This window comes from Isoptericola sp. NPDC056134 (genome assembly GCF_042264825.1).
Taxonomy (GTDB): domain Bacteria; phylum Actinomycetota; class Actinomycetes; order Actinomycetales; family Cellulomonadaceae; genus Isoptericola; species Isoptericola nanjingensis.
This window is the reverse complement of record NZ_JBHJVM010000021.1, coordinates 26181-43174: the sequence shown is the minus strand read 5'-3', so window position 1 is coordinate 43174 and position 16994 is coordinate 26181. Positions and strand designations below refer to the sequence as shown.

The following is a 16994-nucleotide window of genomic DNA, read 5'->3' as shown; positions in this document are numbered from 1 at the left end:
GTAGTGGACTGGTCCACTACCTCGGCACGGCCGTGACTACCTCGGCGCGGCTGGTACTACCTCGGCGAGACCGGCACTACCTCGCGGGTTGGGTCTCCCGATTTGTGAGCGCTAACATGGATCGACCACCACGACGCCCGACCGGGCGGGGACGGAGCAGGGGATGGCGGAGCAGGGCACGGGCGACGTGACGGAGATCCGGGACGCGATCGCCGCCGGGAGGACGACGCTCGGCATCGAGCTCGGCTCGACCAACATCAAGGCGTGCCTGATCGGGCCCGACCACGCACCGCTCGCGAGCGGCTCGCACGCGTGGGAGAACGAGCTCGTCGACGGGGTGTGGACCTACGCGCTCGACGCCGTGCACGCCGGCCTGCAGGGCGCGTACGCGGCGCTCGTGGCCGACGTCGAGCAGCGCTACGGCGTCCGCCCCACGAGCTACGCCGCGCTCGGCGTCTCCGCGATGATGCACGGCTACCTGCCGTTCGGCGCCGACGGCGAGCTGCTCGTCCCGTTCCGCACCTGGCGCAACACGAGCACCGGCCCCGCGGCCGCCGAGCTGTCCGCCCTCTTCGGGCACAACGTCCCGCTGCGCTGGTCGATCGCCCACCTCTACCAGGCGATCCTCGACGACGAGCCGCACGTGCCGCAGGTCGCGTCGTTCACCACGCTGGCCGGCTACGTGCACCGCGCGCTGACCGGTCGGCACGTGCTCGGCGTCGGCGACGCGTCGGGCATGTTCCCGATCGACCCCGCCACGGGCGACTACGACGCGCGGATGCTGGAGCAGTTCCGGCACCTCGCGGCCGCCAAGCGCCCGGGCCTGCACGTCGAGGGCCTGCTGCCCCAGGTGCTCACCGCGGGCGAGGACGCCGGTCGGCTCACCGCCGAGGGCGCCGCGCTGCTCGACCCCACGGGCGCCCTGCAGCCCGGAGTGCTCCTCTGCCCGCCCGAGGGCGACGCCGGCACCGGCATGGTCGCCACGGGCTCGGTCGCGCCGCGCACCGGCAACATCAGCGCGGGCACGTCGATCTTCGCGATGGTCGTGCTCGAGCGGCCGCTGACCTCCGTGCACCACGAGCTCGACCTCGTCACCACGCCCGCCGGCGACCTCGTCGCGATGGTGCACTGCAACAACGGCGCCAGCGAGCTGGACGCGTGGGCCGGCGTCTTCGGCCAGTTCGCGGCCGCCCTGGGGCAGCCCGTCGAGCCCGACGCCGTCTTCGGCGCGCTCTTCCGGGCCGCGCTCGACGGCGCCCCGGACGGCGGCGGGCTGCTCGCCTACAACTACCTCGCCGGGGAGCCCATCACCGGCCTCGACGAGGGGCGCCCCCTCGTGGTGCGCACCCCCGACAGCCGCCTCACGCTGGCGAACTTCGCGCGCACGCAGCTCTACGGCGTCTTCGGCACGCTCGCGCTCGGCATGCGCGTGCTGCACGGCGAGGGCGTCGCGATCGACACGATGTTCGCGCACGGGGGCCTGTTCAAGACGGCGGGCGTCGCCCAGCGGCTGCTGGCCGGCGCGATCGACGCCCCCGTCGCCGTCGGGCAGACGGCGGGGGAGGGCGGCGCCTGGGGCATCGCCGTCCTCGCGGCGTATGCCGCCGCCCGGGCCGAGGCCGACGGTGGCGCCGGCGCTCCCGCCCTCGACGCCTACCTGGCCGAGCGCGTCTTCGCCGACGCCCGGCTCGACGTCGCCGAGCCCGACGCGGACGACGTCGCCGGCTTCGCCGCCTACCTGGAGCGGTACTCCGCCGGCCTCGCGGTCGAGCGCGCCGCCACCGCAGCCCTCTGACGACACGCGTCGCCGACGCACCGCACCCCCGCACTGGAGAAGCACATGAGCACCCCCACCGAGGTCCCCGCGCACCTGCGCGCCGCCGTCGACGCCGCCAAGGAGAAGGTCGCGGCCCTGCACGCCGAGCTGCCCCGCTGGGAGCTCGTCGTGTGGACCGCCGGCAACGTGTCCGAGCGGGTCCGCGACGACCGCACCCCCGACGGCTCCGGCGACCTCCTGGTCATCAAGCCGTCCGGGGTCTCCTACGACGACATCACGCCCGAGTCGATGGTGGTCTGCGACCTGGACGGGAAGCTCGTCGAGGGCGACCGGTCCCCGTCGTCGGACACCGCGGCGCACGCCTACGTGTACTCGCACATGCCCGAGGTGGGCGGCGTCGTGCACACGCACTCCACCTACGCGACGGCGTGGGCCGCCCGCGCCGAGGAGATCCCCTGCGTGCTCACGATGATGGCCGACGAGTTCGGCGGCCCGATCCCCGTGGGGCCGTTCGCGATCATCGGCGACGACTCCATCGGTCGCGGCATCGTCGAGACCCTGCGCGGTCACCGGAGCCCGGCGGTCCTGATGCGCAACCACGGCCCGTTCACCATCGGCAAGGACGCCCGCGCCGCGGTGAAGGCCGCCGTGATGGTGGAGGAGGTGGCCCGCACGGTGCACGTGTCGCGCCAGCTCGGCGAGCCGCTGCCCATCGCGCAGGAGCACGTGGACTCCCTGTACGCCCGCTACCAGAACGTCTACGGCCAGCACTGAGCCCGGTCAGGGTTCCGCCAGGCTCGACCACCGACGCAGACCTCCGAAGGAGACACACCCCATGAGCAAGCCGTACGCCGACCGCGAGGTCTGGTTCTTCACCGGCAGCCAGGACCTGTACGGGCCCGAGACGCTGGAGCAGGTCGCCCAGCAGTCGCAGGAGGTCGCCCGCGCGCTCGACGCGTCGTCCGACGTCCCCGCGAAGGTCGTCTGGAAGCCCGTGCTCAAGGACGCCGGCTCGATCCGCCGCGCGATGCTCGACGCGAACGCGGACGACAACGTGCTCGGCGTCATCACGTGGATGCACACGTTCAGCCCGGCGAAGATGTGGATCTCCGGGCTCGACGCGCTGCGCAAGCCGCTGCTGCACCTGCACACGCAGGCGAACGTCGAGCTGCCGTGGGCGGACATCGACTTCGACTTCATGAACCTCAACCAGGCCGCGCACGGCGACCGCGAGTACGCCTACCTGGCCACGCGCCTGGGCGTCGCGCGCACCACCGTCGTCGGGCACGCGTCGAACCCGGCCGTGACCCGCCGCGTCGGCACCTGGGTCCGCGGCGCCGCGGGCTGGGCCGCCACGCACGAGCTGAAGCTGGTGCGCTTCGGCGACAACATGCGCAACGTCGCCGTCACCGAGGGTGACAAGACCGAGGCCGAGCTGCGCTTCGGCGTCTCGGTGAACACGTGGGGCGTCAACGACCTGGTCGACGCCGTCGAGGCCGTGGCCGACGACGCGGTCGACGCGCTGGTCGCCGAGTACGAGGAGCTCTACGACGTCGCCGGTGAGCTGCGCAAGGGCGGCGAGCGGCACGAGTCGCTGCGCTACGCGGCCCGCCAGGAGATCGCCATGGAGGCGTTCCTCGTGGAGCGCGGCGCCAAGGCGTTCACCACGAACTTCGAGGACCTCGGCGCCCTGCGCCAGCTGCCCGGCATCGCCGTCCAGCGCCTCATGAGCAAGGGCTACGGCTTCGGTGCCGAGGGCGACTGGAAGACGGCCGTCCTGGTGCGCGCGGCCAAGGTCATGGGCGAGGGGCTGCCCGGCGGCGCCTCCCTCATGGAGGACTACACCTACGACCTCACCCCCGGCTCCGAGCTCATCCTCGGCGCCCACATGCTCGAGGTCTGCCCCTCCCTCACGACGTCGAAGCCCCGCGTGGAGATCCACCCGCTCGGCATCGGCGGCAAGGAGGACCCGGTCCGCATGGTGTTCGACGCCGACGCGACCGAGGGCGCCGTCGTCGTCTCGCTCGCCGACATGCGCGACCGCTTCCGCCTCACCGCGAACGTGGTCGACGTCGTGCCGCCGACGCAGGACCTGCCGAACCTCCCCGTGGCCCGCGCCGTCTGGGCCCCGCGCCCCGACTTCACCACCTCCGCCGAGGCCTGGCTGACCGCCGGCGGCGCGCACCACACGGTGATGTCGACCGCGGCGGGCGTCGAGGCGTTCGAGGTGTTCGCGAACATCGCGCGCACCGAGCTGCTCGTCATCGACGAGGACACCACGCGCCGCGGCTTCGCCGACCAGGTGCGGTGGAACCAGGTGTACTACCGCCTCGCCCAGGGGCTCTGAGCACGACCACCGGCGAGCGGCCGGCGGTTCGGTAGGCTGACGCCGCCGAGCCGCCGGCCGGCCGGTGGACGCATCCCGTGGAGGCCCCGCATGGCGAGTCCCGCCGACAAGCCGAACATCCGGCAGGTCGCGCAGCTCGCCGGCGTCTCGCACATGACGGTGTCGCGGGTGCTCAACGACCACCCGAACATCCGCGAGGCCACCCGGCGGCGCGTCGAGGAGGCCATCGACCAGCTCGGCTACCGGCCGAACATGGTCGCCCGGGCCCTCGCCACCCAGCGCAGCCGGCGCATCGGCGTCCTCGTGGAGAGCGCCGCGACGTTCGGGCCGACCAGCACGCTGTACGCCGTCGAGTCCGCCGCCCGCGCGTCGGGGTACGTGGTCAGCTCCGTGCTCCTGCGGGCGGGGGAGGAGATCACCCCCCAGGAGGCCGTCGACCACCTCGTCGCGCAGGGCGTCGACGCGCTCTGCGTCGTGGCTCCCCGGTCGTCGTCGATCGCCGCGCTGCGCCGCATCGCCGTCGGGGTCCCGGTGCTGGTGGTCAAGCCCGACAAGGACCCGACGTTCCTCACCGTGACCGTCGACCAGCAGGCGGGGACGGCGCTCGCCGTCGACCACCTCGTCTCGCTCGGGCACCGCGACATCCTGCACCTCGCCGGCCCGCTGGACTGGCTCGACGCCCGCACGCGCGAGCGGTCCTTCCATGCCCGGGCGAAGTCGTGGGGGCTGCGCGAGCGCCCCATCGTCGTCGGCGACTGGACGGCCGACTTCGCGTACGACTTCGCGCGCGGGATCCGCGAGCTCCCGGAGTACACGGCGATCTTCGCCGCGAACGACGACATGGCGGTGGGCCTCGTCCACGGCCTGCACGACCGCGGCTTCTCGGTGCCCGACGACGTGAGCGTCGTCGGCTTCGACGACATCCCCCTCGCGCGGCACGTCATCCCCCCGCTGACGACGGTGCGGCAGAACTTCCACGCCCTCGGCGTGTCGGTCGTCGACGTCCTGCGGGCCGCGATCGAGGAGCAGGAGATCCCGACGGTCACGAAGATCCCCCCGGAGATGATCGCGCGGGCGTCGAGCGCCGCGCCGCGGAAGGCCACCCGATGACCTCGCGGCCCGGGGCGCCGGCCCCCGTCGTCGAGCTGCGGGGGATCACGGTGGAGCGCTCGGGGGTGCGGGTCCTCGACGACGTGGACCTCGCGCTGCGGCCGGGCGAGGTCCACGCGCTCATGGGGGAGAACGGCGCGGGGAAGTCGACCCTCATCGGCGCGCTCACGGGGACGCTGCCGATCCTGGCGGGCACGGTCGTGGTGGACGGCGTCGAGAGCCCGCCGACGGGAGTCGCGCAGAGCCGCGCGGACGGCATCGCGACCGTCTTCCAGGAGACGCACCTGAGCCCGCACCTGACCGTCGCCGAGAACGTGATGATCGGTCACGAGGTGCGCGGCTGGCTCGGCATCGACTGGGGCCGGACGAGGTCGCGGGCGTCGGCCGCGCTCGCCGCGCTGGGGATCGAGGACATCGACCCGCGCGCCCCGCTCTCGGCGCTGTCGCCCGCGACCAAGCAGCTCGTGGCGGTGGCCCGGGCGATCGTCCTCGATCCGCGCGTGCTCGTGCTCGACGAGCCGACGTCGAGCCTGGACGCGGACGAGGCCGCGCGCCTGCTCGGCGTCGTGCGCCGCCTGTGCGACCAGGGCGTCGCGGTGCTGTTCGTCTCGCACTTCCTCGAGCAGGTCTTCGAGGTGAGCGACCGGATGACGGTGCTGCGGGGCGGCCGCGTCGTCGCGGAGTTCCGGACGGCGGACGTCGAGCGCGCCGAGGTGATCTCCAAGATGCTCGGCGAGGACATCGACGCGCTCCAGGCGCTGCGCTCGCAGCGGCTCGCGCACCACTACGCCGGGACGGGCGAGGCGACGCTGCGGGCGTCGTCCCTCGGGCGCCACGGCGTCCTCGAGCCGACCGACCTCGAGCTGTCCCGGGGCGAGGTCGTCGGGTTCGCGGGGCTGCGCGGGTCGGGGCGCACCGAGCTCGCCCGGCTGATGAGCGGGGCGGAGCGCGCCGACGGCGGCGAGCTGTGGCTCGACGGCGTGCGGGTGCAGCTCCGCAGCCCGGGGGCCGCCCTGCGGTACCGGATCGCGATGTCGAGCGAGAACGTGCGCGACGACGGGATCGTCGCGGGCCTCACGGTGCGGGAGAACATCGTCCTGGCGCTGCAGGCGCTGCGGGGCTGGTCGCGGCCCCTGTCGCGGGGAGAGCAGGACGCCGTCGTCGACACGTACCTCGACGCGCTGCACCTGTCGGCCGACGACCTGGACCGGCCGGCCGGCGAGCTGTCCGGGGGTACCCAGCAGAAGGTGCTGCTCGCCCGGCTGCTGGCCACGCGGCCCCACGTCCTGATCCTCGACGAGCCGACCCGCGGCATCGACATCGCGGCCAAGCTCGAGATCCAGCGCCGGGTGGCACGCCTGGCGGGCGAGGGCGTCGCCGTCGTCTTCATCTCCTCCCAGCTGGAGGAGGTGGTGCGCCTCGCCGACCGCATCGTCGTGCTCAAGGACCGCGAGAAGATCGGCGAGCTGAGCAACGGGCCCGGGGTCACCGTCGACACCATCGTCGAGATGATCGCCGCGGAGCTGGACGAGCCCGAGCCCGGCGACTGACGCACGGCGAGCCCTCCCGGTGCGTTACGCGATCGTGACGTGGATTCCTGGACGGCCCCTATTGTGACCGGTCACATCTCCGCTATGTTAGCGGTCACACAAGCGTTGCCGGAGGGTCAGAGAAGACCCACGGACCGGGTCTCCCGGTCGGCCGGCGTCTCGAGGAGGAGATCATGAGCAAGAACTTCCGGCGCGCCGGTGCGGCGCTGTTCGTCACGGCGCTCACGGCGGCCTCGTTGGTCGCGTGCAGCAGCGAGCAGGCGCCCCAGGGCGGCGGGGACGGCGGCGGCGAGTCGGCCGCGGCCTCGGACACGATCGTCCTGGGCTTCTCGCAGGTCGGGGCGGAGTCCGGCTGGCGCGCGGCCAACACCAAGTCCATCCAGGACACGCTCACGAAGGAGAACGGCTTCGACCTCAAGTTCTCCGACGCGCAGCAGAAGCAGGAGAACCAGATCCAGGCGATCCGGTCCTACATCCAGCAGCAGGTCGACGTCATCGCGTTCTCCCCGGTCGTCGAGACCGGCTGGGACGCCGTGCTCGAGGAGGCCAAGGCCGCGGACATCCCGGTGATCCTCACCGACCGGGCCGTCGACTCCGAGGACGACACCCTGTACGAGTCGTTCATCGGGTCCGACTTCGTCGAGGAGGGCAAGCGCGCCGGCGAGTGGGCCGTGGAGCAGTACGACGGCGAGGGCTACAAGGCCGTCGAGCTGCAGGGCACCACCGGCGCCGCGCCCATGATCGACCGGCAGCAGGGCTTCGCCGACGCGATCGCGGGCTCCGACATCGAGATGATCGACTCGCAGACCGGCAACTTCACCCGCACCGAGGGCAAGCAGGTGATGGAGGGCTTCCTGCAGAAGTACGACGACATCGACCTGGTGTTCGCCCACAACGACGACATGGGCCTGGGCGCCATCGAGGCGATCGAGGCCGCGGGCAAGGTGCCGGGCAAGGACATCAAGATCATCACGGTCGACGGCGTCAAGGACGGCATGCAGGCGCTCGCCGACGGCAAGATCAACTACATCGTCGAGTGCAACCCGCTGCTCGGCCCGGACCTCGCGGAGATCGCGAAGAAGGTCGTGGCCGGCGAGGAGGTCGAGAAGCGCATCGTCACCCAGGACGAGGCGTTCGACCAGGAGGCGGCGAAGGCCGCGCTGCCGGACCGTCAGTACTGATCGTCGGTACTGATCGTCGGTACTGACCGTCAGCACCGACCGTCGGTACGCTCCACGAGACCCGCGGTGGGTGCGGTGCGGGACGCCCGCGCCGCGCCCACCGCGCTCCACGGAAGGTCAAGGATGACGCCATCGGACGCCGGCGACGCCGGCAGCACCCCCGACGCCCGGCCCCAGGACGTGCGCCCCGTCGTCGAGATGACCGGGATCTCCATCGAGTTCCCGGGCGTCAAGGCCCTCGACGGCGTGGACCTCCGGCTCCTGCCGGGCGAGGTGCACGCCCTCATGGGCGAGAACGGCGCGGGGAAGTCCACGCTGATCAAGGCGCTCACGGGCGTCTACGGCATCGACTCCGGCGAGATCCTCGTCGACGGCGAGCCGCACCGGTTCTCCGGCCCGGGCGAGGCCCAGGCCGCGGGGATCGCCACCGTGTACCAGGAGGTCAACCTCTGCGAGAACCTCACGGTCGCGGAGAACATCATGCTCGGCAACGAGCCCCGGCGGTTCGGCGCCATCGACTGGCCCCGCACGCGCCGCCGGGCGGCCGAGCACCTCGCCACGATGGGGCTCGACGTCGACCCCGCCTCCTCGCTCGGCTCGCACTCGATCGCCGTGCAGCAGCTCGTCGCGATCAGCCGGGCCATGGTGGTGGACGCCAAGGTGCTCATCCTCGACGAGCCGACGTCCAGCCTCGACGCCGACGAGGTCGCGCGGCTCTTCGCCGTCGTGCGCCGGCTGCGCGACCAGGGCGTCGCGATCCTGTTCGTGTCGCACTTCCTGGAGCAGGTGTTCGAGCTCTCCGACCGCATGACCGTGCTGCGCAACGGCACGCGGGTGGGGGAGTACCGGACGGCGGAGATCACCCGGAGCGAGCTCGTCTCGCGCATGATCGGCCGGTCGATGGAGGTGCTGGAGGACCTGGAGGTCCGCACCGAGCACACCGTCGACGCGGCCCAGGGCAAGCCGTTCGTCCAGGCCGTGGGTCTCGGCCGGCGCGGCTCCGTGCAGGCCTTCGACCTGGACGTCCACGAGGGCGAGGTCGTCGGCCTGGCCGGCCTGCTCGGCTCCGGCCGCACGGAGGTGGCCCGCCTGCTCGCCGGGGCGGACCGGGCCGACACGGGCACGCTGTCCGTCAAGGGGACCCCGACCCGGCTGCGCACGCCGCGCACGGCGATCGGGCGCAGGATCGCGTTCTCCTCCGAGGACCGCAAGGCCGAGGGCGTGGTCGGCGACCTGACCGTGCGGGAGAACATCGTGCTCGGCCTCCAGGCGGAGCGCGGCTGGCTGCGCCCGCTGCCCGGCAAGCAGGTCGACGAGATCGTGCACCGGTACATCGAGGCGCTGAACATCCGGCCCGCCAACCCCGACGCCCTGCTGCGCAACCTGTCGGGCGGCAACCAGCAGAAGGTGCTCCTGGCCCGCTGGCTCGCTACCGCGCCCGAGCTGTTCATCCTCGACGAGCCGACCCGCGGCATCGACGTCGGCGCCAAGGCGGAGATCCAGCGCCTGGTGTCCGACCTCGCCGCCCGGGGCATGGCGGTGCTCTTCATCTCCGCCGAGCTCGAGGAGGTGGTGCGGCTCAGCCACCGCATCGCCGTCATGCGCGACCGGCAGAAGGTCGCCGAGCTGACCAACACCGACTCCGTCGGCGTCGACGACGTCGTCGAGCTCATCGCGAGCGGAGGGGACCGCTGATGCCCACATCGCAGGCCGCCGGCGGGTTCGGCGCCGTCGTGCGCCACCACCTGTTCTGGCCCGTGGTCGCGCTGGTCGCGCTGCTCGCCGTCAACACGGCCGTCCGACCGGGCTTCCTGTCCGTGTCGATCCTCGACGACCACCTCTTCGGGTCGCCGATCGACATCCTGCGCAACTGCGCGCCGCTCATGCTGGTCGCCCTCGGCATGTCGCTGGTGATCGCCACCCGCGGCATCGACCTCTCCGTGGGCGCCGTGGTCGCGATCTCGGGGGCGGTGGCCCTCACCTTCATCGCGGGCGCGCCGGACCCGGCGTCGACGACGACGGTGCTCCTCGCCATCGGGATGGCGCTCGCGCTCGGCCTGGTGCTCGGCGTCTGGAACGGGTTCCTGGTGTCCGTGCTCGGGATCCAGCCGATCATCGCGACGCTCATCCTCATGACCGCCGGCCGCGGCGTCGCGATGCTCATCACCGAGGGGCAGATCACCACGGTCACGAGCGCCCCGTTCAAGATGCTCGGCGCCGGGTACTGGCTCGGGCTGCCCGTCGCGACCCTGGTCGCGTTCGGCGTGTTCGCGCTCGTCGCGCTGCTGGTGCGGCGCACGGCGCTCGGGATGCTCGTCGAGTCGGTCGGCATCAACCCCGCCGCGAGCCGGCTCGCCGGCGTGCGCGCGCGGACCATCGTGTGGACGGTCTTCGCCCTGTCCGGGCTGTTCTCCGCGCTGGCCGGGCTGATCCTGTCGTCCAACGTCATGGCGGCCGACGCGAACAACGCCGGCCTGTTCATCGAGCTCGACGCGATCCTCGCCGTCGTCATCGGCGGCACGTCGCTGGCCGGCGGCAAGTTCTCGCTGTCCGGCACCTTCGTCGGCGTGCTCATCATCGCGACGCTGTCGCTCACGGTGACCAACGTCGGCATCTCGCCGCTCGTGACGCCGCTGTTCAAGGCGCTCGTGGTCGCCGCGGTGACGCTGCTCCAGTCGCCCGCGATGCGGCGCAAGCTCTCGGAACGCACGCGACGGCGCGGCAGGACGGCGCCGGTGACGCCGTCGGACAAGCCCGCGGACGTGGCGACGGACAAGGTGGTGGCCTCATGACGACCCTCGCATCCTCGCGCCGCGGGGCGCCGTCCCCGGGCCGCGTGCCGTCCGTCGGCCGGCGTCTGCGCGTCGACCGCCGCTACCTGCCCGTGGTCGGCACCCTCGTGGTGTTCGTGCTGCTGCTCGTGGTGGGCGGCGCGCGCTACGACAACTTCCTCTCCGTCGGCGTGCTCGCGAACCTGTTCATCAACAACGCGTTCCTCATCGTGCTGGCCGTCGGGATGACGTTCGTCATCCTCACCGGCGGCATCGACCTCTCCGTCGGCTCGGTGCTGGCGCTGTCCGGCGTGACGGCGGCGTACCTGCTGCAGGCAGGCGTCCCCGCCGGGGTGGTGATCCCGCTGGTCGTGCTCATCGGCTCGCTGATCGGTCTCCTCGTCGGCGCGATGGTGCACGTCTTCGAGGTGCAGCCGTTCATCGCGACCCTCGCGGCGATGTTCTTCGCCCGCGGCCTGTGCTTCCTCGTCGCGCCGGAGTCGATCCCGATCGACGACCCGACCTTCGTCGCCCTGGCCTCCTGGGACACGTGGGCCGGCGGGCAGTGGCGGATCACGTCGAGCGTCGTGATCGCGCTGGTCGTGGTGGCGGTCGCGTTCTACCTGCTGCACTACACGCAGTTCGGCCGCACCGTGTACGCCATCGGCGGCGGGGAGCAGTCGGCCAGGCTCATGGGCCTGCCCGTCGCGCGCACCAAGGTGCTGGTGTACGTCATCAGCGGCACCTGCGCCGGTCTCGGTGGCCTGCTGTTCGCCATGTTCTCGCGGTCGGGCTACTCCCTGACCGGCGTGGGCATGGAGCTGGACGCGATCGCGGCCGTCGTCATCGGCGGCACGCTGCTCACCGGCGGCACCGGCTTCGTGCTCGGGTCCGTGCTCGGCGTCCTCGTGCTCGGCCTCATCCAGACGATCATCACCTTCGAGGGCACCCTCTCCTCCTGGTGGACCAAGATCGTCATCGGCGCGCTGCTGCTGGTCTTCGTGGTCCTGCAGCGGCTGCTCGCACTGCGGCGCTCCTAGCCTCCTCGGCCGGGCGCCCGTCCGGGCGGCGGGGACGGCGGCACGCGCCGTCGGCCCCGCCGCCCCTCCGCACCCCCCGCACCTGTACGACGACGTACGACACGGAGGTTCTACAACGATGCACACCCCATCGAGGCAGCACGGGCCCCGATGGTCGCGGCCCCTGGCGGCCGCGGCCCTCGCCCTCGTGCTGCCCGCCACGGCGGCTGCGGCCGTCCCGCCGCGGGCGGCCCCCGCCCTGCAGTCGACGGCCACGTCAGCGGCGGGCGACGGCTTCGGCGCCTACGTCTTCCCCTACTTCGCCGGCGAGCAGGACGGCGGCGAGAAGATCTACCTGGCCGTCAGCGAGGCCGACGACCCCACCGCGTGGACCACGCTGAACGGCGGTGAGCCCGTCCTCGAGTCCACCCTCGGCACGCAGGGGCTGCGCGACCCGTTCCTCACCCGCAACCCCGAGACCGGCAGGTACTACCTGCTCGCCACCGACCTGAAGATCGCGGGCGGCGGGAACTTCGGCGACGCCCAGGAGACCGGCAGCCGGTCGATGATGGTCTGGTCGTCGGACGACCTGATCCACTGGTCCGACCAGCAGGAGGTCGAGGTCGCGCCGCCGGGCGCCGGCAACCTCTGGGCCCCCGAGGCGACCTGGGACGCCGAGGCCGGACAGTTCGTCGTCTACTGGGCGTCCGCCCTGTACCCGGACGACGTCGCCCCCGAGGATCGCGACATCGCGACGTCGTACCAGCGGATGCTGTCCGCCACGACGCCCGACTTCTCCGCGGGCAGCTTCTCCGAGCCGCAGGTGTGGATCGACGAGGAACGCGGCGCGGGCCGGGGCATGATCGACTCGACCGTGGCGGTCGAGGACGGCACCTACTACCGGTTCACCAAGGACGAGGCGGACATGACCGTCCGCGAGGAGTCCGCCGACGACCTGTCCCGCACGCAGGGCGTGACCGACGGTGACGGGTGGGACCTGGTCGCCGAGCACGTCGGCGTGGGCGAGCCCAACCCGTGGGGCGGCGAGTTCACCGCGGGGGAGGGGCCGACGGTCTTCCCGTCCCTCACCGACGACTCCTGGTTCATGATGATCGACCAGCCGTCGTACCACGGCGGCCAGGGGTACATGCTGTTCCGCACCGACGACCTGGCGAGCGGGGACTGGACCTCGGTGCCCGACGCGGAGCTGCCGAGCCACCCGCGGCACGGCACGGTGCTGCCGATCACGACGGCGGAGCAGCAGGCGCTGCTCGAGGCGTACCCCGAGGGCGAGCCGGAGGTCGTCGAGCAGCGGCTCACCATCGACTCCGCGGCCGAGCGCACCGAGATGAGCGACGACCTGTACGGCGTGTTCTACGAGGACATCAACTACGCCGCCGACGGCGGCCTGTACGCCGAGCTGGTGCGCAACCGGTCGTTCGAGTTCGCCACGGAGGACAACGCGGGCTTCACCGGCCTGACGGGCTGGGAGCAGACCGGCGGCGGCGACGTCGCCGTCGAGTCCGCGCGCGGCGAGTGGCTCAACGACAGCAACCGGCACTACCTCACGGTCACGTCCGACGGCACGACCGGCGTCTCGAACTCCTCGTACAACGAGGGCGTCGCGCTGAGCGAGGGGGCGTCGTACGACTTCTCCGTCTGGGCGCGCAGCGACGTCGCGCAGGACCTCACGGCGACCCTCGTCTCCGCCGACGGCGCCACGACGTACGGGACGGCGACGGTCGCGGTCGACGGCTCCGACGAGTGGGCGCGGTACACGGCGACGGTGACGGCGTCCGCGACGACGAACGCCGCGCGCCTGCGGGTCGCCTCGGGCGCCGCGAGCACGCTGCGCCTCGACATGGTGTCCCTGTTCCCCCAGGACACGTGGGTGGGGCCGGTCAACGGCAGGAGCACGCTGCGCAAGGACCTCGCGGAGAAGGTCGCGGCGCTCGACCCGAGCTTCCTGCGGTTCCCCGGCGGCTGCGTCACCAACGTGGGCACCTTCGACTCCTACCTCGAGTCCGACGGCCAGGACCGGCAGCGGACGTACCAGTGGAAGGAGACCATCGGCCCGGTCGAGGAGCGCCCCACCAACTGGAACTTCTGGGGATACAACCAGTCGTACGGCATCGGCTACCTCGAGTACCTCGAGTTCGCCGAGGACCTCGGCGCGTTCGCGCTGCCCGTCGTGTCGGTGGGCGCCAACGGCTGCGGGTCGCGCATCCCGGAGATGACCGACGACCAGCGCCCGCGCTGGATCCAGGACACGCTCGACCTCATCGAGTTCGCCACGGGCTCCACCGACACCGAGTGGGGCGCGAAGCGCGCCGAGCTGGGGCACCCGGAGCCGTTCGACCTGCCGTACATCGGCCTGGGCAACGAGGAGAACACGCCGAAGTTCCAGGAGAACTTCCCGGCGTTCCGCGACGCCATCGAGGCGGAGTTCCCGGACATCACGGTGATCTCCAACTCCGGGCCCGACGACGCGGGCACCCGCTTCGACGAGCTCTGGGACTTCAACCGCGAGCAGGGCGTGGCGATGGTCGACGAGCACTACTACAACGACCCGTCATGGTTCCTCACGAACGACGCCCGGTACGACACGTACGACCGGGGCGGCCCGCACGTCTTCCTCGGCGAGTACGCGTCGAAGGGGAACACGTTCGGCAACGCGCTGGCGGAGGCGGCCTACATGACGGGGCTGGAGCGCAACGCCGACGTCGTCGAGCTGGCCTCCTACGCGCCGATGTTCGCCAACGAGGACTACGTGCAGTGGTCGCCGGACATGATGTGGTTCGACAACGACGAGTCGTGGGGCTCGGTGAACTACTACACCCAGCAGATGTTCATGACGAACGCCGGCGACCAGGTGGTCCCGTCGGAGCTCGGCGACGGTCCGGACGTCGTCCCGCCGGACGTCGACGGCGGCGTCTTCCTGTCGACCTGGCTCACGCAGGCGCAGTACGACGACGTGCGGGTCACCGACAACGCGACCGGCGACGTCCTGTTCTCCGACGGCTTCGACGACGCGTCGCGGTGGGAGGCGCAGCGCGGCGACTGGTCCGTGACCGACGGCGCGTACGTGCAGTCCGACGCGGGCGTCGAGGACGCGCGCAGCGTCGTCGCCGGGGCCTACGACGAGGACTGGCACGACTACACGATGGAGGTGACGGCCCGGAAGACCGGCGGTGCCGAGGGCTTCCTCGTCGGGTTCGGCGCGAGCGCGAGCGACGACTTCTACTGGTGGAACGTCGGCGGGTGGGGCAACACCCGGTCCGTGCTGGAGCGGGCCGACGGCGCGCGCCAGGGCGAGGTCGCCGCGGCGGAGTCGTTCACGCCGCTGGAGAACGGTCGTGACTACCGGATCAAGGTCGTCGTCGAGGGACGCACCATCGAGCTCTACCTCGACGGGGAGCTGCAGCTCACGTACACCGAGCCGGTGACGAAGTCGCTGTTCCAGGTCGTGACCCACGACGAGGAGACCGGCGGGCTCGTGGCCAAGGTGGTCAACGTCGGCGACGCCGTGGCGCGCACCGACGTCGAGGTGACGGGCGGCTTCGAGCCGGCCACGACCGCGACCGTCACCGAGATGACGGCCGACCCGTCGGCGACCAACACCAAGACCCGGCCCGAGCGCGTGGTGCCCGTGGACCGGACGTTCGAGGGGGCGGGGACGTCGTTCACCTACGACTTCCCGGCGCACTCCATCACGTTCCTGCGGCTCGCCGAGGCGGAGGCGCCCCAGGTGCCCGCGTGGGACGCCGGCACGACCTACACCGCGGGCGAGCTCGTCACGCACGACGGCTCCGTGTGGGAGGCGGCCTGGTGGACCCGCGACCAGGCGCCGGGCTAGTCCGACTGGGGCCCGTGGCAGGAGGTCGCCGAGACCGCCGACGGGACCGCTGTGTGGACGCCGTCGCGGATCTTCGACGCCGGTGACGTCGTCGAGCACCAGGGCAGGGTCTACACCGCGAGGTGGTGGACCAGGAACCAGGAGCCCGGCGACCGCCACGGTCCCTGGCGGTCCGCGAACGGCTGACGGACCGACACCGACGCGCCCCGGGCGGCGCGTTGTCAGGGCCACGTGCAGGGAGACCCGCGCGTGGCCCTGACAACTCCCGGAGGACCGATGCGCAAACGCTGCAAGTAGCGCAAGCCGCTTGCGTGGTCGCGTGTACAGTCGAGGACATGTCGAGACGACTGGCCGACGTGGCCGCGAAGGTGGGGGTCAGCGAGGCGACGGTCAGCCGCGTGCTCAACGGCAAGCCGGGGGTGTCGCAGGCGACCCGGGACGCCGTGCTCACGGCGCTGGACGTGCTGGGCTACGAGCGGCCCACCAAGCTGCGCGGCGACCGGCCGCGCCTGGTGGGCCTGGTGCTGCCGGAGCTGGCGAACCCGATCTTCCCCGCCTTCGCGGAGGTGGTGGGCGGGGCGCTGGCGCAGCAGGGGTACACGCCCGTGCTGTGCACGCGCACCGCGGGCGGCATCTCCGAGGCCGAGTACATCGACCTGCTGCTGGGTCAGCAGGTGTCGGGGGTCATCTTCGCGGGCGGCTTCTACGCGGAGCGCGACGCCGACCACGCGCACTACGAGAGGCTCCAGGCGCTGAACCTGCCGGTGGTGCTCATCAACGCGTCGATCGAGAGCCTCGACTTCCCGCACGTCTCGTGCGACGACCTGATCGCCACGCACCAGGCGCTGGAGCACCTGGTGTCCATGGGGCACACGCGCATCGGGCTGCTGCTGGGCCCGCGCGACCACGTGCCGTCGGAGCGCAAGCTCGCGGCGGCGCGCGGCTTCGCGCAGCGGCACGGCGTCGAGCTCCCCGACGAGCTCGTGGTGCACAGCCAGTACTCCCTCGAGAGCGGGCAGGCCTCGACGGGCCGCCTGCTCGACGCCGGCGCGACGGCGATCCTGTGCGCGTCGGACCCGCTCGCGCTTGGTGCCGTGCGTGCCGTGCGGCGGGCCGGGCTCGAGGTGCCGCGCGACGTGTCGGTGGTCGGCTACGACGACTCCGCGCTGATGAACTCCACGGATCCGGCGCTCACGACCGTCCGGCAGCCGATCGACGCGATGGGCCGCGCGGCGGTCGACATCCTGGCCAGCATGATCGCGGGCGCCACCGTGTCGCGCGACGAGCTGCTCTTCGAGCCGGAGCTCGTCGTGCGCCGGTCGACGGCGGCGGCCCCGCGCGCCGCGGGCTGACACCCGCGCCGCCGCCCTCTCGACGGCCGGC

The 16994-nt window shown here is 72.2% G+C and carries 12 protein-coding genes; all 12 read left to right on the top strand.

Features of this window, described 5'->3' with window-relative positions:
- Positions 1 to 163 precede the first annotated feature (163 nt).
- The 12 genes from ACFCZN_RS17200 to ACFCZN_RS17145 all read left to right on the top strand — a co-directional run bounded on the left by ACFCZN_RS17200 (position 164) and on the right by ACFCZN_RS17145 (position 16963).
- Positions 164 to 1795, top strand: coding sequence for a xylulokinase (locus tag ACFCZN_RS17200; RefSeq protein ID WP_430557552.1), 1632 nt, complete (start codon positions 164 to 166; stop codon positions 1793 to 1795).
- Between the two features lie 45 nt (positions 1796 to 1840).
- A complete protein-coding gene (locus tag ACFCZN_RS17195) occupies positions 1841 to 2551 on the top strand; it encodes an L-ribulose-5-phosphate 4-epimerase (protein WP_429766231.1) in 711 nt (236 codons plus the stop codon).
- Between the two features lie 61 nt (positions 2552 to 2612).
- Positions 2613 to 4124, top strand: coding sequence for an L-arabinose isomerase (gene araA / locus ACFCZN_RS17190; protein ID WP_430557551.1), 1512 nt, complete (start codon positions 2613 to 2615; stop codon positions 4122 to 4124).
- Positions 4125 to 4214: 90 nt separating this feature from the next.
- Complete coding sequence (locus tag ACFCZN_RS17185) at positions 4215 to 5234, top strand: LacI family DNA-binding transcriptional regulator (protein ID WP_430557550.1); 1020 nt, start codon at positions 4215 to 4217, stop codon at positions 5232 to 5234.
- Entirely contained in the window at positions 5231 to 6784 is a 1554-nt protein-coding gene (locus ACFCZN_RS17180) for a sugar ABC transporter ATP-binding protein (protein ID WP_430557549.1), read from the top strand. The genes ACFCZN_RS17185 and ACFCZN_RS17180 overlap by 4 nt, the downstream gene beginning before the upstream one ends.
- 173 nt (positions 6785 to 6957) lie before the next feature.
- Positions 6958 to 7965 carry an ABC transporter substrate-binding protein gene (locus tag ACFCZN_RS17175; protein ID WP_430557548.1) on the top strand — a complete coding sequence of 336 codons (1008 nt, stop codon included), beginning with the start codon at positions 6958 to 6960 and terminating at the stop codon, positions 7963 to 7965.
- A gap of 123 nt (positions 7966 to 8088) precedes the next feature.
- Positions 8089 to 9660 carry a sugar ABC transporter ATP-binding protein gene (locus ACFCZN_RS17170; protein WP_430557547.1) on the top strand — a complete coding sequence of 524 codons (1572 nt, stop codon included), beginning with the start codon at positions 8089 to 8091 and terminating at the stop codon, positions 9658 to 9660.
- Positions 9660 to 10757: an ABC transporter permease gene (locus ACFCZN_RS17165; protein ID WP_429766240.1), complete on the top strand. Its 1098-nt coding sequence runs from the start codon at positions 9660 to 9662 to the stop codon at positions 10755 to 10757. Before ACFCZN_RS17170 ends, ACFCZN_RS17165 begins: the two co-directional genes overlap by 1 nt.
- The gene (yjfF, locus tag ACFCZN_RS17160) at positions 10754 to 11776 is read left to right on the top strand and encodes a galactofuranose ABC transporter, permease protein YjfF (protein WP_429766242.1); all 1023 of its coding nucleotides are present in this window, start codon (positions 10754 to 10756) and stop codon (positions 11774 to 11776) included. The genes ACFCZN_RS17165 and yjfF overlap by 4 nt, the downstream gene beginning before the upstream one ends.
- Positions 11777 to 11894: 118 nt before the next feature.
- A complete protein-coding gene (locus ACFCZN_RS17155) occupies positions 11895 to 15611 on the top strand; it encodes an alpha-L-arabinofuranosidase C-terminal domain-containing protein (RefSeq protein WP_430557546.1) in 3717 nt (1238 codons plus the stop codon).
- Positions 15612 to 15662: 51 nt separating this feature from the next.
- Positions 15663 to 15797, top strand: a complete 135-nt coding sequence (locus ACFCZN_RS17150) for a carbohydrate-binding protein (protein WP_430557545.1) — start codon at positions 15663 to 15665, stop codon at positions 15795 to 15797.
- 149 nt (positions 15798 to 15946) lie between these two features.
- The gene (locus ACFCZN_RS17145) at positions 15947 to 16963 is read left to right on the top strand and encodes a LacI family DNA-binding transcriptional regulator (RefSeq protein ID WP_429766246.1); all 1017 of its coding nucleotides are present in this window, start codon (positions 15947 to 15949) and stop codon (positions 16961 to 16963) included.
- Positions 16964 to 16994 lie beyond the last annotated feature (31 nt).